Annotated in this window: 17 protein-coding genes and 1 pseudogene; 11 read left to right on the plus strand and 7 right to left on the minus strand. The window is 54.7% G+C overall.

Going from position 1 to position 23,541, the window contains the following annotated elements:
* The first annotated feature begins 7 nt into the window (after positions 1 to 7).
* The 7 genes from hisS to RYC18_RS16165 all read left to right on the plus strand — a co-directional run bounded on the left by hisS (position 8) and on the right by RYC18_RS16165 (position 7,267).
* Positions 8 to 1,297, plus strand: coding sequence for a histidine--tRNA ligase (gene hisS, locus RYC18_RS16135; RefSeq protein ID WP_002552487.1), 1,290 nt, complete (start codon positions 8 to 10; stop codon positions 1,295 to 1,297).
* Positions 1,298 to 1,336: 39 nt separating this feature from the next.
* The gene (locus tag RYC18_RS16140; protein ID WP_002552488.1) at positions 1,337 to 1,978 is read left to right on the plus strand and encodes a YfgM family protein; all 642 of its coding nucleotides are present in this window, start codon (positions 1,337 to 1,339) and stop codon (positions 1,976 to 1,978) included.
* Positions 1,971 to 3,125, plus strand: coding sequence for an outer membrane protein assembly factor BamB (gene bamB, locus RYC18_RS16145; protein ID WP_316886478.1), 1,155 nt, complete (start codon positions 1,971 to 1,973; stop codon positions 3,123 to 3,125). Before RYC18_RS16140 ends, bamB begins: the two co-directional genes overlap by 8 nt.
* A gap of 138 nt (positions 3,126 to 3,263) precedes the next feature.
* Entirely contained in the window at positions 3,264 to 4,736 is a 1,473-nt protein-coding gene (der, locus tag RYC18_RS16150) for a ribosome biogenesis GTPase Der (RefSeq protein ID WP_004666071.1), read from the plus strand.
* Positions 4,737 to 4,845: 109 nt separating this feature from the next.
* Positions 4,846 to 5,994 carry a pyridoxal phosphate-dependent aminotransferase gene (locus tag RYC18_RS16155; protein WP_316886479.1) on the plus strand — a complete coding sequence of 383 codons (1,149 nt, stop codon included), beginning with the start codon at positions 4,846 to 4,848 and terminating at the stop codon, positions 5,992 to 5,994.
* Positions 5,982 to 6,773 (plus strand): amidohydrolase, encoded by a 792-nt coding sequence (locus RYC18_RS16160; RefSeq protein WP_316886480.1) that lies wholly within the window; start codon positions 5,982 to 5,984, stop codon positions 6,771 to 6,773. Before RYC18_RS16155 ends, RYC18_RS16160 begins: the two co-directional genes overlap by 13 nt.
* Positions 6,774 to 6,832: 59 nt before the next feature.
* Complete coding sequence (locus tag RYC18_RS16165) at positions 6,833 to 7,267, plus strand: hypothetical protein (RefSeq protein WP_002552493.1); 435 nt, start codon at positions 6,833 to 6,835, stop codon at positions 7,265 to 7,267.
* A 239-nt stretch (positions 7,268 to 7,506) separates the two neighbouring features.
* Here RYC18_RS16165 and RYC18_RS16170 read toward each other — a convergent pair whose 3' ends face one another.
* From RYC18_RS16170 to xseA, 4 genes are all read right to left on the minus strand, one after another.
* Positions 7,507 to 8,376: an oxaloacetate decarboxylase gene (locus RYC18_RS16170; RefSeq protein WP_002552494.1), complete on the minus strand. Its 870-nt coding sequence runs from the start codon at positions 8,374 to 8,376 to the stop codon at positions 7,507 to 7,509.
* 356 nt (positions 8,377 to 8,732) lie between these two features.
* The gene (gene leuA, locus RYC18_RS16175) at positions 8,733 to 10,403 is read right to left on the minus strand and encodes a 2-isopropylmalate synthase (RefSeq protein ID WP_004667426.1); all 1,671 of its coding nucleotides are present in this window, start codon (positions 10,401 to 10,403) and stop codon (positions 8,733 to 8,735) included.
* A 369-nt stretch (positions 10,404 to 10,772) separates the two neighbouring features.
* Entirely contained in the window at positions 10,773 to 11,597 is an 825-nt protein-coding gene (locus tag RYC18_RS16180; protein WP_122259234.1) for a M23 family metallopeptidase, read from the minus strand.
* A gap of 7 nt (positions 11,598 to 11,604) precedes the next feature.
* On the minus strand, positions 11,605 to 12,984 hold the full coding sequence (gene xseA / locus RYC18_RS16185) for an exodeoxyribonuclease VII large subunit (protein WP_005743365.1): 1,380 nt from the start codon (positions 12,982 to 12,984) through the stop codon (positions 11,605 to 11,607).
* Positions 12,985 to 13,115: 131 nt separating this feature from the next.
* Between xseA and RYC18_RS16190 the strand changes: the two genes are divergently transcribed.
* From RYC18_RS16190 to RYC18_RS16205, 4 genes and pseudogenes are all read left to right on the plus strand, one after another.
* Positions 13,116 to 13,664, plus strand: coding sequence for a hypothetical protein (locus RYC18_RS16190; protein WP_005778322.1), 549 nt, complete (start codon positions 13,116 to 13,118; stop codon positions 13,662 to 13,664).
* Positions 13,665 to 13,758: 94 nt separating this feature from the next.
* Entirely contained in the window at positions 13,759 to 15,228 is a 1,470-nt protein-coding gene (gene guaB, locus RYC18_RS16195; protein ID WP_004666065.1) for an IMP dehydrogenase, read from the plus strand.
* Positions 15,229 to 15,333: 105 nt separating this feature from the next.
* The gene (guaA, locus tag RYC18_RS16200; RefSeq protein WP_004656303.1) at positions 15,334 to 16,911 is read left to right on the plus strand and encodes a glutamine-hydrolyzing GMP synthase; all 1,578 of its coding nucleotides are present in this window, start codon (positions 15,334 to 15,336) and stop codon (positions 16,909 to 16,911) included.
* 309 nt (positions 16,912 to 17,220) lie between these two features.
* Positions 17,221 to 17,553: pseudogene (locus RYC18_RS16205) on the plus strand (Arm DNA-binding domain-containing protein); the annotation flags it as partial.
* Positions 17,554 to 18,058: 505 nt separating this feature from the next.
* Here the strand turns inward: RYC18_RS16205 and RYC18_RS16210 are convergent.
* From RYC18_RS16210 to RYC18_RS16220, 3 genes are read right to left on the minus strand one after another with little or no spacing between them, the layout of a single operon-like run.
* On the minus strand, positions 18,059 to 19,276 hold the full coding sequence (locus tag RYC18_RS16210) for a hypothetical protein (RefSeq protein ID WP_316886481.1): 1,218 nt from the start codon (positions 19,274 to 19,276) through the stop codon (positions 18,059 to 18,061).
* Complete coding sequence (locus tag RYC18_RS16215) at positions 19,276 to 19,737, minus strand: hypothetical protein (RefSeq protein ID WP_316886482.1); 462 nt, start codon at positions 19,735 to 19,737, stop codon at positions 19,276 to 19,278. Before RYC18_RS16215 ends, RYC18_RS16210 begins: the two co-directional genes overlap by 1 nt.
* A 2-nt stretch (positions 19,738 to 19,739) precedes the next feature.
* A complete protein-coding gene (locus tag RYC18_RS16220; protein ID WP_316886483.1) occupies positions 19,740 to 23,216 on the minus strand; it encodes a hypothetical protein in 3,477 nt (1,158 codons plus the stop codon).
* Between the last annotated feature and the right edge of the window lie 325 nt (positions 23,217 to 23,541).

Genomic DNA, 23,541 nt, shown 5'->3' on the forward strand with positions numbered 1-23,541 from the left:
ATTTTCTGTGAGTAAGTCTCTACAAGCCATTCGTGGCATGAACGACATCCTGCCCGAGCAGACGCCGCTGTGGCGCCACTTCGAAGGCACCGTTTCACGTCTGCTGGATAACTACGGTTACCGGCAGATTCGTATGCCTATCGTCGAATTCACCGAGCTGTTCAAGCGCTCCATCGGTGAAGTGACCGATATCGTCGAGAAGGAAATGTACACCTTCGCCGATCGCAACGGCGACTCCCTGACCCTGCGTCCGGAAGGCACTGCGGCCTGTGTGCGTGCGGTCCTGGAGCACGGCATCACCGGTGGCGGTCAGGTTCAGAAACTGTGGTACATCGGGCCGATGTTTCGTCACGAGCGTCCCCAGAAAGGCCGTTATCGCCAGTTTCACCAGATTGGTGTCGAGGTCTTCAATCTTGACGGTCCGGACATCGATGCCGAACTGATCGTCATGACCTGGCGCCTGTGGGGCATGCTGGGCATTCGCAATGCGGTCAAGCTTGAACTGAACAGCCTGGGCACCAGCGAAGCGCGTGCGCGTTATCGTGATGCGCTGGTCGAGTTTCTGTCGGCACGTCTTGATCAACTCGACGAAGACAGCCAGCGTCGTCTGAAAACCAATCCGCTGCGCGTGCTGGACACCAAACATCCTGAAACCCAGGCTGTGCTGGTCGATGCGCCAAAGCTGGCAGATTATCTGGATGACGAATCTCGCGTTCACTTCGAAGGCCTGAAGGCCCGTCTGGACGCAGCCGGCATTCCTTATGTCATCAACCCGAAGCTGGTTCGCGGGCTGGATTATTACAGCAAGACCGTTTTCGAGTGGGTTACCGACCAATTGGGTGCTCAGGGTACGGTCTGTGCAGGCGGTCGTTATGACGGTCTAGTCGAGCAGATGGGCGGCAAGCCGACGACCGGCGTTGGTTTCGCGATGGGTATCGAGCGTCTGGTTCTGTTGCTTGAAACCCTCGGGCAGGTCCCGGAAGAAATTGCCCGTCAGGTCGATGTTTACCTGTGCGCCTTTGGCGAAGCAGCTGAGCTGGCTGCGCTGGCTCTCACCGAAAAGGTGCGCGATCAGTTGCCGAGCCTACGTTTGCAGGTCAACGCCGGTGCCGGCAGCTTCAAAAGCCAGTTCAAGAAAGCCGACAAGAGCGGTGCGCTGTATGCGCTGATTCTCGGTGAAGAAGAACTGGCGGCAAAGGTCATTGGCGTCAAACCCCTGCGCGGTCAGGGTGAACAACAAAATATTGCCTGGGACGCTCTGTCAGAGCACCTGGCCTCCTGCGTTGTGCAGGGTTGAAGCTGATTTAACAGCCGTTTAGCGAATAGGAGTATTGGGGTGTCGGGTACCGAAGATGAAGAGCTGGCGGTAATGAAGGACTGGTGGCAGCGTAACGGCAAACCCCTGTTGACCGGTGGTCTGCTTGCGTTGGTCGTGGTCTTGGGTTGGCAGTTCTGGCACAGGTATCAGGCCAGCCAGTCTCAAGGCGCCTCGATGCTTTATCAGCAATTGCTGGAAACCGCACTGACGCCCAGTGGCCAGGCAGACACCGCACGTGTCGCCGAGATATCCGGCAAACTGAAAAGCGAATTCGGTGGCACTACCTATGCACAGTTCGGTAGCCTGTTCGTCGCCAAGGTGGCGGTCGATGCCGGTAAGCTGGACGATGCTGCAGCCGAGCTGAAAACCGTGGCCGACAAGCCTGCCAATGACACGCTGGGCGAGATTGCCCGTCAGCGTCTGGCACGCGTGCTGGCTGCGCAGAACAAGACCGATGACGCGCTGAAGCTGCTCGACGGCGATGCCGACAAGGCTTTCCTCGCCAGTCGTGAAGAACTCAAGGGTGACCTGCTGGTACAGCTGGGTCGTACCGACGAGGCATACGCTGCATACCAAAAGGCCAAATCCGCTCTGTCCGAAGACGCAGCAGTGGGTGGCCTGCAAATGAAGCTCGACGATCTGGCGAAAGGGGATGCGTGACGTGATTCGTTGGAAACATGCAGCATTGCTGGCTCTGGCCATTCTGGCCGCGGGTTGCAGCAGCAACAGCAAAAAGGAATTGCCTCCGGCCGAGCTGACCGACTTCAAAGAAGAAGTGGTTCTGCATAAGCAGTGGAGCCGTTCCATTGGCGACGGTCAGGGCAAGACTTACAACATGCTCGTGCCGGCCATTGATGGCGACCGCATCTATGCGGCTGACGTCACTGGCGAAGTTGTATCGCTGGATCGTCTGACCGGTGATGTGATCTGGAAGAAAGATCTCGATCTGCCGGTTTCCGGTGCAGTCGGCGTGGGCTATGGCCTGGTAATGATTGGCACCCTCAAGGGTGAAGTCATTGCCATGGACGCCACCTCCGGTGAGGAAAAGTGGCGTGCCCGCGTGACCAGCGAAGTGCTGGCCCCGCCTGCCACCAACGGTTCTGTGGTAGTGGTTCAGACTCAGGATGACCGTATTGTCGGTTTCGATGCCTCCACCGGTTCCCAGCTCTGGATTTACGAAAGCACTCCAGCGGTGCTGACCCTGCGTGGTACCGGTGCTCCACTTGCAACCAATCGTCTCGCCGTGGCAGGTCTGTCGACCGGCAAGGTCGTCGCTCTGGATATCAACAACGGCGTGCCGATCTGGGAGCAGCGTGTTGCCATCCCGCAAGGTCGCTCGGAACTGGATCGTGTCGTGGATATCGACGGCGGCCTGCTGCTGTCCGGCGGTACACTGTACGTCGCTACCTATCAGGGTCGCGTCGCCGGTCTGGACCTGGAAAGCGGTCGTGTGCTCTGGCAGCGTGACGCCTCGAGCTACTCGGGCGTAGCCCAAGGCTTTGGCAGCGTTTACGCAACCCTCGCCTCCGGCACTGTTGAAGGTATCGACGAGCGTTCGTCCTCTGCACTGTGGAGCAACGAATCACTGGCTCGCCGCCAGCTCGGCGCGCCGGAAGTGTATTCCAGCTATGTAGCGGTCGGTGACATGGAAGGCTACCTGCACCTGTTGAGCCAGGTGGACGGTCGTTTTGTCGGTCGCGAACGTATCGACAGCGACGGCCTGCGTGCTCGTCCGCTGGTGGTTGGGGACATGATTTACGTGTATGGCAACAGCGGCAAACTGGAAGCCCTGACCATCAAGCAATAAGTGTCCATGCCCGGGGCCAATGGCCCCGGGTGCCCTTGCTTCGGCAAGGCTGCGGTGCCTTTGTGGCATCGCCCCGAACTCCGGCCGCTGCCCTGCAGCGGCTTTTGTATTTTCTGAAATAACGAAGTGGAGAGCCGCATGGTTCCCGTAATCGCCCTGGTGGGTCGACCGAACGTCGGCAAGTCCACCATGTTCAACCGCCTGACCAGGACTCGCGACGCCATTGTCGGTGATCTGTCCGGTCTTACCCGTGATCGCCAATACGGAGAGGCGAAGTGGCAAGGGCGCTCCTATATTCTGATCGACACCGGAGGTATCTCCGGTGACGAGCATGGCATGGACGAAAAGATGGCCGAGCAGTCGCTGCTGGCCATTGAAGAAGCCGATGTGGTGCTGTTTCTGGTGGACGCCCGTGCGGGCTACACCGCTGCTGATCAGATGATTGGTGAGCACCTGCGCAAGCGCAACAAGCGTTCCTACGTGGTTGCCAACAAGATCGACAACATCGACGAAAACCTGGCACGTGCCGAGTTCAGCCCGATGGGTCTGGGCGACGCCATTCCGGTGGCTGGTGCCCATGGTCGTGGCATCTCGCAGATGCTCGAAATCGCCCTTCGGGAGTTCCCCAAGGACGAAGACGAGCTGGAAGAGGGCGAGGAGGTCGAGGAAGTTGCCGAAGGTCAGGAAGCCAAGCGCATTCCTGGTCCGAGCGAAAAAGACGGCATCAAGATCGCAATCATCGGGCGTCCCAACGTCGGCAAATCGACGCTGGTCAACCGAATGCTGGGTGAAGACCGGGTTATCGTCTATGACGAGCCAGGCACCACGCGCGACAGTATCTACATTCCCTTCGAGCGTAATGAAGAGAAGTACACGCTGATCGACACTGCCGGTGTGCGCAAGCGCGGCAAGATCCACGAGGAAGTTGAAAAGTTCTCGGTGGTCAAGACGCTGCAGGCCATCAAGGACGCCAACGTGGTGATCTTTGTCATGGACGCCCGCGAAGGTGTGGTCGACCACGACCTGAACCTGCTGGGCTTCGCACTTGAAGCGGGTCGTGCTCTGGTTATCGCGCTGAACAAGTGGGATGGCATGACGCCGGGCGAACGTGATTTCGTGAAGATCGAACTGGAACGCCGGTTGTTCTTCGTCGACTTCGCAGACATCCACTTCATCTCTGCGATGCACGGCACGGGCGTGGGTAACCTGTATCAGTCGGTACAGAACTCATTCAAGTCTGCCGTAACGCGCTGGCCAACCAGCCGTCTGACCCAGATTCTGGAAGATGCGGTCAGTGAGCACGCGCCACCTATGGTCGGCAGCCGCCGTATCAAGTTGCGTTACGCTCACCTGGGCGGCGCCAATCCGCCGCTGATCGTGATCCACGGCAACCAGGTCGAAAAAGTACCGAAGTCCTATGTCCGGTATCTGGAAAACACCTATCGCCGCGTGCTCAAGCTGGTCGGTACGCCGATCCGCATCGAGTTCAAGGGCGGCGAGAACCCGTATGAAGGCAATAAGAACACGCTGACTGACCGTCAGGTCAACAAGAAGCGTCGAATGATGTCGCACCACAAGAAGGCCGACAAGAAGCGCCGAGACAAGCGCTGAGTCAGCATTGGGAAAAAGGCGCTTCGGCGCCTTTTTTTGTGTCCGTTTAATGGGCTATCCTGCCTGACCCGTGCCGCCCGGTGCCGGGAGATTGCAGGGAAAGGGTTCCATGATCGACAGCAAGTTGCCCAACGTGGGCACCACTATCTTTACCGTCATGTCACAGCTGGCCGCCGAAACCGGCGCTATCAACCTGTCCCAGGGGTTTCCCGATTTTGATGGGCCGCAGGCGCTGCGCGATGCGGTCTGTCGGCATGTCACTCAAGGCCATAACCAATACTCACCGATGACCGGGCTGCCTGCGCTTCGTCAGCAGGTCGCGGCAAAGATCGCGCGCAGTTACGGGCGTGAGGTTAACCCCGACAGCGAAATCACCATTACGCCCGGTGCCACCCAAGCGATTTTCTGCGCGATTCATAGCGTTATTCGCGCTGGCGACGAAGTGATTATTTTCGACCCTTGCTATGACAGCTACGAGCCCGCTGTCGAGCTGGCCGGTGGGCGCTGCGTCCATGTGCAACTGGGGCTGGATGACTTCTCCATCGACTGGCAAAAGCTCAGCGATGCGTTAAGCCCGCGTACACGCATGATTGTCATCAATAGCCCGCACAACCCGAGCGGTGCCCTGATCAGTCGTGCAGAGCTTGATCGACTGGCTGCGCTGATCGCCGATCGTGATATCTACCTGCTCAGCGATGAAGTTTATGAACACCTGGTCTTCGATGGCGCGCGCCATGTCAGCGTGCTCGATCACGAGGCACTGTATCAGCGCGCCTTCGTCGTCAGCTCGTTCGGCAAGACATATCACGTCACCGGCTGGAAAACCGGTTACGTGGTCGCGCCGCCCGCGCTGACTTCCGAACTGCGCAAGGTGCATCAGTACGTCAGTTTCTGTGGTGTCACGCCATTGCAGTATGCGCTGGCCGATTTCATGGCCGAGCACCCTGAGCATGTCGATGAGCTGCCAGGCTTCTATCAGGCCAAGCGCGATTTTTTCTGTGGTCATCTGGCTGAATCGCGTTTCAGCTTCCGGCCTGTTGGCGGTACTTATTTCCAGTTGGTCGATTATTCGAAGATACGGCCTGACCTGAATGACGTGGACATGGCGCTGTGGATGACCCGTGAACACGGTGTGGCGAGCATTCCGATTTCTGTGTTCTACCAGAGCCCTCCAGCAGGCCAGCGTCTGATTCGCCTGTGCTTCGCCAAGCAAGAGGACACATTGCGTCAGGCGGCGGAGAAACTATGCGCGATATAAGCGAACTGCCAAACCTGAACCTTGCGCTGATTCAGACGACTCTGGCATGGCATGATCGGGAGGCCAACCTGGAGCATTTTGAGCACTTGCTGCGCCAGGCGCATGGCGCTGATCTGGTGATCCTGCCTGAAATGTTCACCACCGGGTTCTCGATGGAGTCCGAGGCCCTGGCTGAGCCTGAGGCAGGTCCTACATCGACCTGGCTGTTGGCGCAGGCTAAGCGGATCAATGCGGTGGTGACCGGCAGCGTCATCATTCGCGCTGCCGATGGCACTTATCGCAACCGTCTGCTGTGGGCGCGACCGGATGGTGAGTTGCTGCATTATGACAAGCGTCACTTGTTTCGTATGGCGGGTGAACACGAACACTACACGCCGGGCGAGCGTCAGGTGATGTTTGAGCTCAATGGGTGGCGTATTCGCCCGCTGATCTGTTACGACCTGCGCTTTCCGGTCTGGAGCCGTGACGCCGAAAGTACCGACCTGTTGCTGTACACCGCCAACTGGCCAGGCGCGCGACGTCTGCACTGGAACCGCCTGCTGCCCGCTAGGGCCATCGAAAACCTGTGCTACGTTGCCGCGGTCAATCGGGTAGGGTCGGACGGGAAGGGCTTTGCGTACACCGGTGACAGTCAGGTTCTGGATTTTCAAGGCGAGAGCCTGTTGGGCGCAGGCGAAGCGGATGGAGTGTTCAGGGCGACGTTAAGCGCGGCAGACTTACAAGCCTATCGCACACGCTTTCCAGCCGGGTTGGACGCTGACTCTTTTAATATTCAATAAAATTACTTCAGAATGTTACGAGTCGGCCGATAGTGTGTGCAGACAACCTGGAGACCGCCATGATTACCATCAATACGTCCACATTGAACAGCTATTCAAGCCCGTTGACCTTAGCGGTTAAATCTACCGACGCAGAGGCAATCAAGTCTGCAACTACCACGACTGAAACCGAGAAGACCTCTGATCAGGCCTCGACCGAAGGCGGTAAGGCCGGAGCGGCCGGTGGTGGGGGCAGCGTTGGTGGCTCCAGCAAATCGGCTCTTAATCAGACGATCGAACAGATAAAGCAGCAGATCAAGGACGCCCAGAAGCAACTGGCTCAACAGCAGGCGCAATTGGCTGCCGCTCAAAGCGGTAATGGCACAGCGGAAGAAAAGGCCCAGAAAGCCATGGCAATTCAGGGCCAGATTGCGTCCACCAGCGCTAACCTGCAGACCTTGCAGGCATCGTTGTTGCAGCTGGAGACTGAAGGTGGCGTGAATACCACTGCCTGATGTCCTGACACGGATGATGGTCGTGCCGACGCGCTGCGTCGGCATGCGGTGCTGACGTTACGGGTCTGCTCCCGGCTATGTGGTGCGCGCAGATCTGTGACGCAGAGCGTCACGACAGGCGTTCCCACGCTGGAGCGTGCGGAACGATAACCTGACTATCGTGCGACGCTCTGCGTCCGATCTTGAGTGTGCAGCTTGGCGCAGATCTGTGACGCAAAGCGTCACAGCATCCAGAGCCCTTACTCGTTCACATTCATGAACTTGCGTGCCCACTCTACGTAGTCTTCAGGCTGCGTATAGGTGTGGGTCAATTCGGTAGCGCTCATGTTCGACTCGCTGCCCAGAATCTGGCGTTGCTCGCGCAAGCAGTCGTAGGTGGCTTTGATTGCGGCAAAGTACGCAGCGTGGCCATGCACGCAGACTCTCACGCCCATCTCGGCAAGACGCGCATTGTCGTGCAGCTCAGGGTTGCCGTAAGTCACCAGCATCAGCGGTACGGTCACGCCTTCGGATATCTGCGCCAGGTGATCAAAGTCACGAATGCCGACGATGGTAATGCCGTCAGCCCCGGCAGCCTGATACTGCTGAACCCGGCTGATGGCTTCCTGAACCGGGATGATCGCCGCGTTGGTGCGAGCGAAAATCGACATCTCCGGGTCGACACGTGCCTCAAGTGCTGCGCGGATCTTGCCAACACCTTCGGCCGTGGAAATCAGGTCAGTGGATTTGCGTCCGAACTGCGCAGGCAGCAGGGTATCTTCAATCGTCAACGCCGAGATGCCGGCGCGTTCCAGTTCAACAACGGTACGCATGACGTTAAGGGCATTGCCATAACCATGGTCTGCGTCCGCGATAACCGGCAGTTGCGCAACGCGGCCGATGCGCGTGGCCTGTTCAACGAACTCGCTCAGGGTGATCAGTGCGAAGTCAGGTGCTGCCAGTACTTGCAGCGATGCGACAGAACCGCCGAGGATGCCTACTTCAAAGCCCAGATCCGCTGCGATTCGCGCTGACATGGGGTCGAATACCGAGGCGGTGTGAAAGCACGAGTTCGACGAGGTAAGCGCACGGAAACTGCGGCGCAAATCTTGATGGGAAGCCTTGGGCATAATCGCTCCAAATGTGATTGGATCAGCTCAGCGTACCGAGGCCGATAGTAATTTCAATGCACGGTGGGTCTGCCCGAGCATTCTTTTCGTCCGGAAATCAATGCAATAGTCGTCTTGGTTTTATAGGAAAGATGTAGCTGGCAGGTAAGTCCGGATGGGCATCGTCAGCATATGAATTGCTGTTGGATGTTGGCCCGTCCTGGAATAAAGGCAGCATGCTACCACAGCATAAATGAAAAAGATTATGCCGAAACAGGCAGGGTCATGCGTGGAATGCAAGAGGCTGGCGAGGAGGGGAGTCGCGCGGTCGTTTGGGTGAGGATGGCGACCTGGCGTCCGCCATCCTGCTTGTAGACTCAGGCGGCCTTGGCTTGTGTCTGGCTCAACGAGCGGTTCAGTGCGCTGAACAGTGCCCGGAAGCTGGCGGTGGTAATGTTTTCATCAATACCCACGCCATGCACGGCACGCTCGCCATTCACGCGCAGTTCGATGTAGGCAGCGGCCTTGGCCGTGGTGCCCGAGCCAATGGCGTGCTCGTTGTAGTCCATGATCTCCACGGCAACTGGCAGACCGGCGACCAGCGCTTCCAGAGCGCCTTTGCCCTTGCCGCGCCAATGCTGGGTTTCACCGTCCACATGCACTTCGGCATCGACCGCACTGTTGCCGTTCTCCTCCTGCAACTTGTGGCTGATCAGCGCGTAAGGTGTGTTGGCTTGCAGGTATTCACGGCGCAACAGCGAATGAATCTGCTGAGCGGACATCTCCAGGCCCAGACGATCGGTTTCACCCTGAACTACCTGGCTGAACTCGATCTGCATACGGCGCGGCAGGGAAATGCCATATTCCTGCTCCAGCAGGTAAGTGATGCCGCCTTTGCCTGACTGGCTGTTGACGCGAATCACCGCCTCGTAGCTACGGCCAATGTCGGCGGGGTCAATCGGCAGGTAAGGCACTTCCCACAACTCGCCGTCCTTCTGCTGGGTGAAGCCCTTGCGGATGGCGTCCTGGTGCGAACCGGAGAACGCGGTGTGTACCAGATCGCCAACGTATGGGTGACGTGGATGAACCGGAATCTGGTTGCACTCTTCGACGACCTTGCGCACACCGTCGATATCCGAGAAGTCCAGCTCCGGGTCGATGCCCTGGGTGTAGAGGTTCAATGCAACGGTGACCAGATCGACGTTGCCGGTCCGCTCGCCGTTACCGAACAGGCAGCCTTCGACGCGATCCGCACCGGCCATCAGGCCAAGCTCGGTAGCAGCGACGCCTGTACCACGGTCGTTATGGGTGTGCAGGCTGATCAGCACGCTGTCGCGGCGGGTGATGTTGCGGCCGAACCATTCGATCTGGTCAGCGTAAATGTTGGGTGTCGCCACTTCCACGGTAGCCGGGAGGTTGAGGATCACCTTGTTCTCGGGCGTCGGGTTCCACACCTCGATCACGGCATCGCAGACTTCCTTGGCAAATTCCAGCTCGGTCGCGCTGAAGGTTTCCGGCGAGTACTCGAAAGTCCACTGGGTTTCAGGCTGTTGTGCAGCGTATTTGACGAACAGCTTGGCCGCATTGACCGCGATTTCTTTCACGCCAGCCTTGTCCTGATTGAAGACAATGCGGCGGAACGACGGGCTGGTCGCGTTATACAGGTGGACGATGGCTTTCTTCGCGCCACGCAGCGATTCGAACGTGCGAGCGATCAGGTCTTCGCGAGCCTGGGTCAGCACCTGAATGGTGGTGTCATCCGGGATATGGCCGTCTTCGATCAGGGTACGCACGAAATCGAAGTCAGTCTGCGAAGCTGATGGAAAGGATGCCTCGATTTCCTTGACGCCAACGCTGACCAGGGTTTTCCAGAAGCGCAGTTTCTTGGCCGCGTCCATTGGTTCGATCAACGACTGGTTGCCGTCGCGCAGGTCGGAGCTGCACCAGATCGGTGCTGCATCGATGGTCTTCGAAGGCCAGGTGCGGTCAGGCAGATCGATGGTCGGGAATGCGCGGTACTTCTTCGATGGGTCTTTGAGCATGGTCATCAGGAAATCCTTTTGTATTCACGGGGCCGGGTTAGGGTCGGCCTTCCGTTCTAAAAAGCACAGGGGTTGCGAACACAGGGGTGAGGCACAGCAATCTAGCCTGGCAGTCGGGCACTGACCAGGCTGAGGCACCGATGTTGGCGCAACAGAATAAGGGTTTGAGAGGTTTTCATGAGGCCAACCGTAACCATTGGAATGAATGATGGCAAGCACTTGAAAAAGATTGGGATAAATTCTCGAAAATACGCCGTTATCGATTTTTTATAGCGGGTTATGAGCGTTTATTTGCTGGTTATTGTTGGTCGAAAGCGATGTGCGCAAAGAACGACTGTCGTTGGCAAGCGCCTTAGCGCTTGCTGACGAACAGTGTTACGGCTGAAACGCGCCGATGAAGATTGCCGGGTCCACGCGCGCATCGTTGAGGCTGACGTTCCAGTGCATGTGCGGGCCGGTTGCGCGACCGGTAGCACCGACCTTGCCGACCACGCCGCCACGAGGGACCAGATCACCGACTTTCACATCGATTTTCGACATGTGGCAAAACATGCTGATGAAGCCTTGGCCGTGGTCAACGAATACAGTGTTGCCATTGAAAAAGTAATTACCGGTCAGGATGACCTTGCCCGCAGCCGGAGATTTGATCGGCGTGCCGGCCGGTACAGCGAAATCCAGCCCTGAGTGCGGGTTGCGCTCTTCGCCGTTGAAGAACCGGCGCACGCCGAACCTGCTCGATAGCGGTCCGTTGACTGGCTTGTCCAGAATCAGGTTGCTCGGCGTTCCGGGGCTGAAGCTGCGGTAGGCGCGTAGCTGTTCAGCCAGTTCGCCCTCGATACGCTTGTTGTCTTCAGGGTTTGGGTTCACCTGACGTTTGTTCTTGAGCGTGATGTGCTGTTCCGGGTATTTCTTGCTGCCGACAGTGAAGTTCAGCGTGCGCCCGCCCGAGGTCACTTGTTGAGTGCCAGGTTTGACCGTCAACGGGATGCCGACGATGGCCAGCCATCGCGTGCCCTGTTCCTTGACCACCAGCACCGGTTTGCCTTGATAGGTGGCAGTCGGCGCCTGAGCGCCAGTGCCCAGATCAATTACGGCAACGCCACCGGGCACCGGTTTGTCGAGTGCGCGGGTGATGAAGCTGTCGGCGTGGGCGGGCAAACACAGGAGCAGGGCGAACAGCGGGGCAATAAAACGTAGCATCAGGCAGTCAGTCCAGAAGGGAAAGGGTCACAGGCGTGAGGTGATTGTCTTCGACGCGTACTTGCAGTTCGCCTTCGCCGAGCCTGGCGGTGAGTCGCTGGCCCGTTCGGGTTTGTGCGGCATTACGGATCGCATGGCCCCGCTCGTCAAGCAGAATGCTGTAGCCGCGTCCCAGTGTGGCGAGCGGGCTGACCACGTTGAGGGTCTGCACCTGACTTTGCAGTTGCAGCTTGCGCGCCTTGATCTGTTCACGAATGGCTCGCGGCAGACGCTCGGCCAAGGCATCCAGACGCTGACGCAGAAAACCCAGAGTTCGGCCCGGATGCTGTGCAGCGAGACGGCTCTGCATGTGGGCGAGACGCACCTGACGTTGGTGCATGTTCTGTTCGAAAGCGCGGCGCAGGCGCATGTCCAGGTCGTCCAGCCGTTGCGACTGCTGACGCAAGCGCTCGCCAGGATGACGCAGACGCCGCGAAATGCCCTCAAGACGCAAGCGCTCGCGCATCAGTCGATCCTGCATACGGCTCACCAGTCGGCGGTGCAGGCTGTCGACGCGTCGATGCAGGTCACTGGAGTCCGGGGCGAGCAGTTCGGCGGCAGCGGAGGGCGTCGGCGCTCGTACGTCGGCCACGAAATCGCTGATGGAAACATCGGTTTCATGGCCAACAGCACTGACAATCGGCGTCACGCAGGCGTCGATGGCGCGGGCGACGGCTTCTTCGTTGAAGCACCACAGGTCTTCCAGCGATCCACCGCCACGGGCGAGTATCAGTGCATCGAAGCCTCTGCTGTCGGCCAGTTTCAGCGCGCGGACAATCTGGTTGATCGCCTCACGCCCCTGAACGGCGGTGGGGATCAATGTCAGTTCGACCCTCGGTGCGCGGCGGCGGAACACACTAATGATGTCGCGGATTACCGCGCCGGTCGGTGAGCTGATGATGCCGATACGTTGCGGATGCAACGGCAAGGCAACCTTGCGCTCGGCGCTGAACAGGCCTTCGTCGCTGAGCTTGGCTTTCAGCGCATCGAATGCCAAGCGCAAAGCGCCATCACCGGCGGGTTCGACGGTGTCGAGAATCAGCTGGTAGTCGCCACGGCCTTCAAACAGCGACACCTTGCCGCGCACCTTGACCTGCAAACCGTCCTTGAGCGCCTGACGCACACGCGCCGCGCTCTGCCGGAACAGTGCGCAACGCACTTGCGCGCCAGAGTCCTTCAGCGTGAAGTACACGTGCCCCGAAGCCGGACGCGAGAGATTGGATATCTCGCCTTCGACCCAGATACTGCTGAACACGTCCTCCAGCAACACCCGCGCACGGCCGTTGAGCTGGCTGACAGTAAGGACTTCCCGGTCGAGGCCGAGTCTTGCGAAAGGGTCTTTGATCATGTCGGGCATCATAATGGCAATGCCGGTCTGGCGCACAGGTCCGTATCGCCACTTCGACCATGATTTCACCTTGACCAGAATCATCAGCCTATTAAGCTGCGGCCTCGAACAGCTTTAAGCGACGCTCCGTTATGAACACCCAAAGCATCATCGTCCCGCAAATTTCCACCTTTCCCGGGCACGAGGCCAGGGCGCGGCTGATTCTGCGCTGGCTGGTCAAGCTCGATGTGGTCGAGCCGGAGCTGACGACATGCGGGCGCACCTATAACAAGATGGCCTACGCCGTGGCACCCGGAGCGAGAAGGGTAGTAAAGCACCCCGATGCCTTGCCTTTCGGGCAAACAGTCAATGGTCTGGAAATCGTCACCAAGCGCTGCATCTATACCCCGCTGAACGACTTTGCCGAAGAGGCCGGTTGCCCGGAGTGTCGTCGCGAAGTGGGGGAGGCGCTGTTCGACAGCCTGGAAGACTGGATGCCCGGTCACACCGATAATTTCACCTGCCCCGAATGCCGCCATGAAGATGACATCAACGGCTTTCTTTTTCTCGACGCCTGCGGGTTTTCCAACCTCGGTTTCATCTTCAACAACTGGCTGGATGCGTCGTTCACGCAGACCTTTCTGGATGACTTCGCCGAACGTCTGGATCGCCCGGTCTCCTGCGTTAATGTGCGTCTATAAACAGCTTTGATAATAGGCTGAGGTTTACATTGAGCCGGGCGGGGTCTGTGGGTATAATGGCGCGCTTCCAATTTCCCGCCCGGGAGCCCCCGCGATGCTGCGTATCAGTCAAGAAGCCCTTACATTCGACGACATTCTCCTTGTGCCCGGTTATTCCGAGGTACTTCCCAACGAAGTCAGTCTGAAAACCCGTTTGACCCGTGGCATCGAGCTGAATATACCTTTGGTCTCTGCTGCAATGGATACAGTCACCGAGGCCCGTCTGGCAATTGCCATGGCCCAGGAAGGCGGTATCGGTATCATTCACAAGAACATGACCATCGAGCAGCAAGCTGCCGAAGTGCGCAAGGTCAAGAAGTTCGAGGCCGGTGTGGTTAAAGACCCGATCACGATCGAAGCCGACGCCACTGTTCGCGATCTGTTCGAACTCACCCGCATGCACAACATTTCCGGCGTACCGGTTCTGCACAATGGCGACCTGGTCGGCATCGTGACGTCCCGCGACGTACGCTTCGAAAACCGTCTTGATGTCCCTGTCCGCGAAGTGATGACGCCTAAAGAACGTCTGGTCACCGTGCGTGAAGGCGCCGACAAGAACGAAGTGCGTGAGCTGCTGCACAAGCACCGTCTGGAAAAAGTCCTGATCGTGGATGCCAATTTCGCGCTCAAGGGCATGATGACCGTCAAGGACATCGAAAAAGCCAAGGCGTACCCGCTGGCCAGTAAGGACGATCAGGCTCGCCTGCGCGTCGGCGCTGCAGTCGGTACCGGCAAGGACACTGGCGAGCGCGTCACTGCGCTGGTCGCTGCCGGCGTTGACGTTGTTGTGGTCGACACCGCTCACGGTCACTCCAAAGGTGTGATCGACCGCGTTCGCTGGGTGAAGGAAAACTTCCCTCAGGTGCAGGTCATCGGCGGCAACATCGCCACTGGCGAAGCAGCCAAGGCACTGGTTGCCGCAGGCGCCGATGCAGTCAAGGTCGGTATCGGCCCTGGCTCCATCTGCACCACGCGTATCGTTGCCGGTGTCGGCGTGCCGCAGATCAGCGCCATCGCCAACGTCTCCGCTGCCCTTGAAGGCACTGGCGTGCCGATGATCGCCGACGGCGGTATCCGCTTCTCCGGTGACCTGTCCAAAGCTATCGTGGCTGGCGCCTCCTGCGTGATGATGGGCTCGATGTTCGCCGGTACTGAAGAAGCGCCAGGCGAGATCGAACTGTTCCAGGGTCGTTCCTACAAGGCCTATCGCGGCATGGGTTCGCTGGGTGCGATGTCCCAGGCGCAAGGCTCGTCCGATCGCTATTTCCAGGACTCGTCCGCAGGTGCCGAGAAACTGGTGCCGGAAGGCATCGAAGGTCGTGTGGCTTATAAAGGTCCGTTGTCGGCCATCATCCATCAGTTGATGGGCGGCCTGCGTTCCTCCATGGGTTACACCGGCAGTGCCGACATCGAGCAGATGCGCACCAAGCCCGAGTTTGTGCGCATTACCGGCGCAGGCATGGCTGAGTCCCACGTCCATGACGTGCAGATCACCAAGGAAGCGCCGAACTATCGCGTTGGTTGATCCGGACTGCATCGTGGTGTGTGCCGCGATGCAGGCCAACACTTTTTATAGCCGGGGCTGTTGACGCAGCCCCGTGTCGTTTCTGTTTTTTGACGAGAATGAGTCATGGCCCTCGACATTCACGCCCACCGTATCCTGATCCTCGACTTCGGTTCCCAGTACACCCAGCTGATCGCCCGCCGCGTGCGTGAAATCGGCGTGTATTGCGAGCTGCATCCGTTTGACATGGACGACGAAGCGATTCGCGAATTCGCTCCAAAAGGCGTGATCCTCGCCGGCGGCCCCGAGTCCGTACACGAAGCCAACAGCCCGCGCTGCCCGCAAGCGGTATTTGACCTGGGTGTTCCGGTGTTCGGTATCTGCTACGGCATGCAGACCATGGCCGAGCAGTTGGGCGGCAAGGTTGCCGGTTCCGAGCTGCGCGAGTTCGGCTACGCTCGCGTTGACGTAGTCGGCAAAAGCCGTCTGCTCGATGGTATCGAAGACCATATCGACGCCGACGGCCTGTTTGGCCTCGACGTATGGATGAGTCACGGTGACAAGGTCACCAAACTGCCGGAAGACTTCCACATTCTGGCCAGTACCCCGAGCTGCCCGATTGCCGGTATGGCTGACGACGCTCGCGGTTACTACGGCGTGCAGTTCCACCCGGAAGTGACCCACACCAAGCAGGGCGGTCGCATCCTGTCGCGCTTCATCCTCGACATCTGTGGCTGTGAAGCACTGTGGACCCCTTCGAAGATTGCTGAAGACGCTATCGCTCAGGTTCGCGCCCAGGTCGGTACTGACAACGTCCTGCTGGGCCTGTCTGGCGGCGTTGACTCGTCTGTCGTTGCCGCGTTGCTGCACAAGGCCATCGGCGATCAACTGACCTGCGTATTCGTCGACAACGGCCTGCTGCGTCTGCATGAAGGCGAGCAAGTGATGGCCATGTTCGCCGAGAACATGGGCGTCAAGGTGATCCGCGCCAACGCCGAAGAGCAGTTCCTGAACAACCTGGAAGGCGAGAGCGACCCAGAGAAGAAGCGCAAGATCATCGGCCGTACCTTCATCGACGTGTTCGATGCCGAGTCCTGCAAGCTGGACAACATCAAATACCTGGCGCAAGGCACCATCTACCCCGACGTGATCGAGTCGGCTGGTGCGAAAAGCGGCAAGGCCCACGTCATCAAGTCGCACCACAACGTGGGCGGCCTGCCGGAAGAAATGAACCTCAAGCTGGTCGAGCCACTGCGCGAGCTGTTCAAGGACGAAGTCCGCCGCCTGGGCCTCGAACTCGGCCTGCCGTACGACATGGTCTACCGCCACCCATTCCCAGGCCCAGGCCTGGGCGTGCGCATCCTCGGCGAAGTGAAGAAGGAATACGCCGACCTACTGCGTCGTGCCGACCACATCTTCATCGAAGAACTGCGCAAGGCCGACTGGTATCACAAGGTCAGCCAAGCGTTCGTGGTATTCCAGCCGGTCAAATCGGTTGGCGTCGTCGGCGACGGCCGCCGCTACGCCTGGGTCGTCGCCCTGCGCGCTGTCGAAACCATCGACTTCATGACCGCTCGTTGGGCGCACCTGCCTTATGAGCTGCTGGAGACGGTGAGTGGCCGGATCATCAACGAAATCGAAGGGATTTCGCGGGTGACGTATGACGTGTCGAGCAAGCCGCCGGCTACTATTGAGTGGGAATGATTGGACGTCCGGCATTGTCCGGCACCAACTAGCAAGAAATGCCCTGGAGCCCGCGTAATTGCGGGCTTTTGGCTTTTTGGGTCTGGCAAATTCTGGCAGCTTTGTGCATCGCCAAGCACCGTGTTTATGTGGCATGGGATGTGGCATTGACTGAGCTAAATGCCATGTTCGGTGCTCGATACCATGTCACTTTATTAGAAAGGGGCATGATATCAAGCCTAATAATCTAACCCCGCCTCATTGGGTTGAGTCGGGATGCGCGAGTGCTTTTCTGAGAATGGTATTTTTTCCATGGAATCCGTAACTGCCATGCTGACCGATACCAAGCTGCGTAACCTCAAACCGCAAGAAAAACTCTACAAGGTGAACGACCGTGACGGGCTGTACGTGGCCGTCACTGCTGCCGGTTCGATCTCCTTTCGTTACAACTACTCAATCAATGGCCGTCAGGAGACCATCACGTTCGGTCGTTATGGCGTGGGTGGTATCACACTTGCGGAAGCCAGAGAGCGCTTGGGCGAGGCTAAAAAGATGGTTTCGGCGGGTAAGTCACCTGCCAAAGAGAAAGCCCGCACCAAAGGGGCAGAGACGTTTGATGCGTGGGCTGAGAAATGGCTGCGTGGGTATCAGATGGCTGACTCTGACTAATTCGAGGTCGAGTTGCGCTATAGATCGTTTCGCCTTTTTGTACGCGGGATTCCATGTTTTATCCGGCAGCTTGGGTCGATGTGCCTCGCAGCAAAGATTGCTCATACGTAACTCTTCATCTACCCTGCGTTTGCCCTCTGCAGATGCGGATTCGGCGAATGAAGTCAGCTCCGCAAGGGGGCCGTAAAATCTACAAAAACCCTTTGTGCGTTGACCATTCACGCCGCCGCCACGAACTTTCCTATTTGCAGGTTGCTTGCGTTGGCATGAACTCGCCGATACGGTCCGTTACTGACCTGGCCGCCGTGGGTGATTCGGAAGGTTAATGGCGATCTTGGACGTGTTGCCTGATTGCTGAACCGCTTGCCAACGGAAATCATTAGCTAAGGTGAAAAATCTGGAGATGTGCTGTTTACCGCGTTCCAATTTAGATTTTTGGGGGTGGGAATCGCTGATGTTTAAGTGGATTGGGGCTTACGCATGTAAGTCCCAATCAGAACTATGCCATCTCTAACGATGGAGACCTCACTAGTAAATCTGCAAAAGCTGCGCTTGTATAAGCAGCATAAGATTGCCAGTCATCGTTTTTATCAGCGTCTGCATAGTCGCAGACAGATTTGATAACTATAGCTAAAGGCTTTGGTGTTGCAGCCGACTCAACTGCGGCCATTACTGCATAACCTTCCATCTCTATAGCCGCTAACTCTCGGTGTTGTAATGTAACATTTCTAGCTTCAGCATCATCCGCAATTACACTAGCGCCTGATGCCATGGGCGCAAGTTTGATGTTAAGCACCCCTTGGGGAAAATTACCCTGCCAACCAGACCTTATTGATTGAGTGGTCGCTGGATTTCTCGACAGTTCACTGATGGCTTGACGAATATTTGGATCTATAGACATTTGGTAGGCGGCGGCTTGGAATACCGGAGATCGATTGGAGTCTAGTGCTCTCTTACCGCTACCATAATCCCATGCAGGGTCAGCAACAATGACATCCCCGAAGTTGGTTCGGGATGCGATTCCTGCGCATATGCCCGTCATGATAAGGAGCTTAGGCTTGAATAAAGAAACTATCTTGGCAGACAGCGATGCTGCGGAAGGCATGCCTTTACGTGGGGCGCATACCGCAACTACTTGGATTGTATCTTCTCCTTTCAAGAAACTTCCAAAATGGTATGTGGAAGGGTCGCCTGAAAATATTTTAGTTTTCCAGCTGTAATCTAAGGCTAGTATTGCATCCAGCTCAGGGGATTGCAGAGCGGTGACAAAGGCGATGTCCACAGGGTACCCGTCTAATATTCTGCTTAAACGGGTCACTAAATAGGTAAGACGCCCCTTTAAATAGGTCTTCCATTTGTCGCGTTGACCAAATTGCCATAAAACAGCGCCTTTCTCCGCAGACCTTTTTCGGGCTGCTTCAATATCGTCTTCTCGTGCAGTGATAAACAAAATATCAGGTGGCAGGCGACAGTTTACGTCTGTTATTAGTAAGTCTAATAAGTCTAGGCCCCCTTCTATTTGCGGCTTGTCGCGTAAACCATCGGGAAGATTGAGATCTATTACCAACATATCGTACTTATCCGAACGTACGGCTTTACGCGCCGCTACCGCAGTGGCTACGTGCGTAATAGAGATATTTTGAGAGGTATCATCGCAGATTGCAGCGATTTCTTGAAGCTTGCTGATTTCATCGTCAATTACTAAAATTTTGATCATTATAGTTTCGTTCCCTGAATTATTTGTTTGAGCTCAGATTGCCATCCCTCTTGGCGAGAGTCGTAGTAAACAAGCCCTACAAAAGGTGGCGCATATTCAGATTTGAGCTCTTTTGTTAATTGGCTCAAAGATTTTTCACTACCTTTTTCACCAAAGGAATCAAACATCGTGACTATGACAGTCGGTACGTTGATTTTCCTCAATTTCATCTGAGCAAGTAAATCTCTTCCTGCAAAATGCTCTGGACTTCCCCCTCCCGGCTCATGCTCTGCGATATCGTAGCTTGGCATGCTCATATCCATCAGAATAATGTCTGTGGTGCTTTTAAGATTGATTATTTTTCTTAGTCCTGAAGCATAGGATCGAGCTGCGCTAACTTTGGAGTTGGAAAAGTTTTCTTCAACAAAATAAGTGATTTTCATCAGCTTTTCGTCATCATCCTCTATGAGCAAAATATTCAATTTCAACTCCTCTCGATAACGAAACCTAAGTTAACAATGAATGCTGAGTCCGTATGGAAAAACTCAAGCGTTGCGTCTTTATGAACAGGGCCGTTTGCCGCGAGCCATATCTTATGTAAGCCGCTTTCACCTTCGCCTTGCGCGCGTCTGCTAGATTCTTTTAATTTAATAGACTCCCTAATTTGTGCAACCTTATTCAACTCTCTATCCGGTATTGCTTCCGAGCTAATATTGTTCGTGAATTTCATGGTATATCGTCCATCTAAATAACTTAGATCGACGTCTACTCGAAGCTCACTAATTTCTAGCTTTGAGTGCTTTATAGCATTTTCAATGAGTCCATAAAATACATAAACCATTGCGTCTAGTGTTCGACCCGGCATCGCTTTGGAGTCGGGATTTGTTGTAATCGTAGCTCCCTCCCATTCGGCTGCGATTGATATAGTGTTTTTAATCATGTTAACCGCAATATGAAATGGGAAATCTACTGAGTAATCTTGTCGATCATATACCTCGCTCCTTTTGAACCATGAAGTTACTACATCTAACCGCATTCGGGTATTAGTTCTTGCTCGAACTATCGCGTTGACTAGATCGCCATATGCGACATTGCCTGCTAGGGGTTCAAGTCTCTGCGTTAAAGTGTCGAAAGTATCATGGAAAAGGTCTTTTACCTCAGTACTAAAAACCCGCTGTACAAGCTCAAGATTTTGGTCGGTTTTCTCCCATAGGCGATCGACACATTTATCGATAAATTTATCTATGTTCTCGATCTCCTGATCTTCTAGTTGAGCTAGTCTTTTTTCCAGTCTTGAAGAGTTGTAGATGAACAGCCCATAATTTGATCTATCACCTGTGGTGGTTTCGTTTACAATTCTAATTTGAAGTAGCTTGTCTCGGAGAATGTCAAGTATTGCATCGAACTCTTTCGAAAAGTTACTTAATGCGTCACGTAGGATGTTTTGATGTTCGGCCGAAGAATGTTCTGAGAAAGCATCCATCCAGTGAGTATTAGGGGTATAAATTTCTCGGTCTTTCTCTTTGCTGGTTACAAGTTTTTCATCTTCTACAGGTTTGCGTAGAGTGTTGCTTAAAGTTCCATGTCTGACCCTGGTGCTGAGATATGCATTTAATCCGTGCCCACCTCTCAAAAATTCATTTGTGACTTCCGAGTAAAGAGCGTCAAACTGCACGTCTGCTTCGCTAACAGCTTCACGGCGGATGATTGCGATATCCGCTAACAATCTCGCTATAGAGTTAGAATCGGAGTCTGACTCACTGTAAAACTCTGATAGACTACCTTTTGATTGTTCCGCTTGATTTTGTGGCGCAAAAGATGCTGCCTTGTACATGGCATACGAGTTGCCCAATTTGCTCCGCAGCGCTTTTCTGATTGCGTCGACGTCAACGTAGACTTTGCTCTGTTGAACCAGCGTCATGCCTTTTGCGATCGCTAACTGTTTTACCCTGTCTTTGATCTCTTCCGTATAAATTTTTTCGTTTGCTGGGTCTATTTCAGATAGCTTTTGACATACCTTTATTCTCGCTTCCTCTATGACTCTCGTGCCGTCATAAATTAACGTTTTTCGCATAATCTCTGGATGCCATATCTTTTGCAAATATGCAATAAGTAAACCTCTTTGTGACTCATCAAATATTTTCAATAGATCGTCAGGGTGTTCGACATCATTTTCTAGCTGGAACTTCTCAAACGCATAGCGGAGTTCTGATATTTTACTACCATCAAAGAACTCTAAGAAAAAACCTAGTAACAATGGGTAGCTTACGCAATTCGGCCATTCGTCGGCGGCAGGCAATGCATCGGCGACCTCTTTTATAGGAACAACTGATGGGATTTGTGGGTTCGCCAACATGCTATCTACAACTGCCATTGCAGCTTTTGGTATATCTTTTTGAAGTAAATGACACACTGCCATGCCACCACCAAACCTGCTAACATTGGCGGAAGATACATTTTCATATAGCCATCGGTAAGTTTCTTGGGCTAGGACAGGTTGCTTTGTGCGCAGGTAGAATCTCGCAAGATTTTTTTTAATCCGGATTTGCGGCAAGTGACTAACGTTCGTTAAAGTTCCGGAGTTGAGAATTTGATATAAAGCAAGTGCTATTGGGTAATGGCTTTTTAATGGGATCGATTTTAGAGTCTCTGTTTTGGCCTCATTAGTAGACATTAGACATACAAATGGACTCAACGGATGATCTCTCATCAACATGTCTCTCATCCAATAAGAAGGGTATTCTACGTCTTCTTCTTTTAAGGTGTGCATTACCAGCGATCTAAAATAATTAATCCATGAATGACAGTAGAATCTGCCTGTCAAGGATAATATCGTATGGCCGGAAATATAGGTTTCATCGTTTAGAAGTAGCACGTCTCTCAAGTGTTTTGCTACATTGCCAAGAATACCTTTCTCTTCCTCGTGCGGTATATTCAACGCGATTAGAGATTTTATTTTTAGGGTAAATAGATGTACGTCGAAAGGGTTCTCTTTCAACGGTTCTGCTGCTGCGTCGAGGAAATCCTTGTGCTTGTCTTGGAGGTAGAGTTCTACAGCTCTGGCCCGCTTTGCGCAAACGGATGGATAGTTTTTATGATGTATTCCTAGACCTCTTAGGATGCCTACTAGATTCGGATCATCAGTTTTTGAGAACAGCACCGTAACTGGCTTCAATATTTCTTTTGGTATATGGCCTTTGAGGCCGTCATTAAGAACCGCTGTATGGAGGCCTGATATTAAAGCTTCATAGAGATCTATAATACTGCTATGACCCTCCATAAGAAGCATTTCAGGCATCGCTGTTGATAACATGTCCATTTGGCCAAGTATCTTACATTGCAGGTATAGCTTTAGCTTTTCATCTACATTCGAGATATATTCGTCGAGTTCTTCTTCTAGATTTGTTTTAAGCGTTGCCGCTTCGATACGTTTCTTGGCAAACCATAAAATGGTACTGAGTATGCCGTTGTTCTCAATGGTTGAAGTATACTCGTTTTCTATTTTTCTCGTACCTTCAAAGCCGTCCCAGTGTTGCGCGATAGACAGTTTAGATTGAATTAGCCATGTCGAAAATCCAAATTCCTTTTCTATGGTGGCTAAGTGGGACCAGCTTTCGTCCCTGTTGTTGGTTAGTATTGCTTTCTCAAAACCTTGTCGTAATTTTACATATCGCTGGAGTTCATTTCCATACTGTACGCATCTCGATATCGCCCATACTAGTTCCTTCAATTGTGACAAGGCGATGCCAACTACAGAGGTGCTGTGTAAACTATTTATATTTTTCGGAAATGGTTCCCCATAAGCCTTGGCGAGGTGATCGCGGATGTCGGGGATCTTTGAGAAAGTATAAAATAGGTAATTCGGTTTACCTTTACTTTTCAGTTGAAAAAGGGGTAAATCAGATCTTTTATAAGATTTTACCGAAGTTTGGAAATGACCAATCAATCGGTTAGCGGCCATTTGGTCCGCCTTCGTGATTTTGCTTTGCGTAGCTCTTAATCCGCCCATGAAGCTCTTATCCTTGAGTGATCATCTATTCCTCTCGCTGTCTGCCTTCGCGAGATCTCCCTACTACACCGTCCAGAATAAAGAGGCGACGGAGATGTTCCTTACGTTCAGCCCTCCCGTAGGAAACGAAAGGACGTGATCTAGCCTTAAAACTACTTCTGGCCTGATTTTCATCATAGAAACTCCGCGCGTCCAGCCTAGCATCACCAGGCAATATCCAGCATGGTATAGTGGCGCTTTGACGTTGCCAACTGGCGTAAGGTGAGGTATTGCTTGA

This window comes from Pseudomonas syringae group sp. 247E2 (assembly GCF_032587795.1).
Classification (GTDB): Bacteria; Pseudomonadota; Gammaproteobacteria; order Pseudomonadales; family Pseudomonadaceae; genus Aquipseudomonas; species Aquipseudomonas amygdali.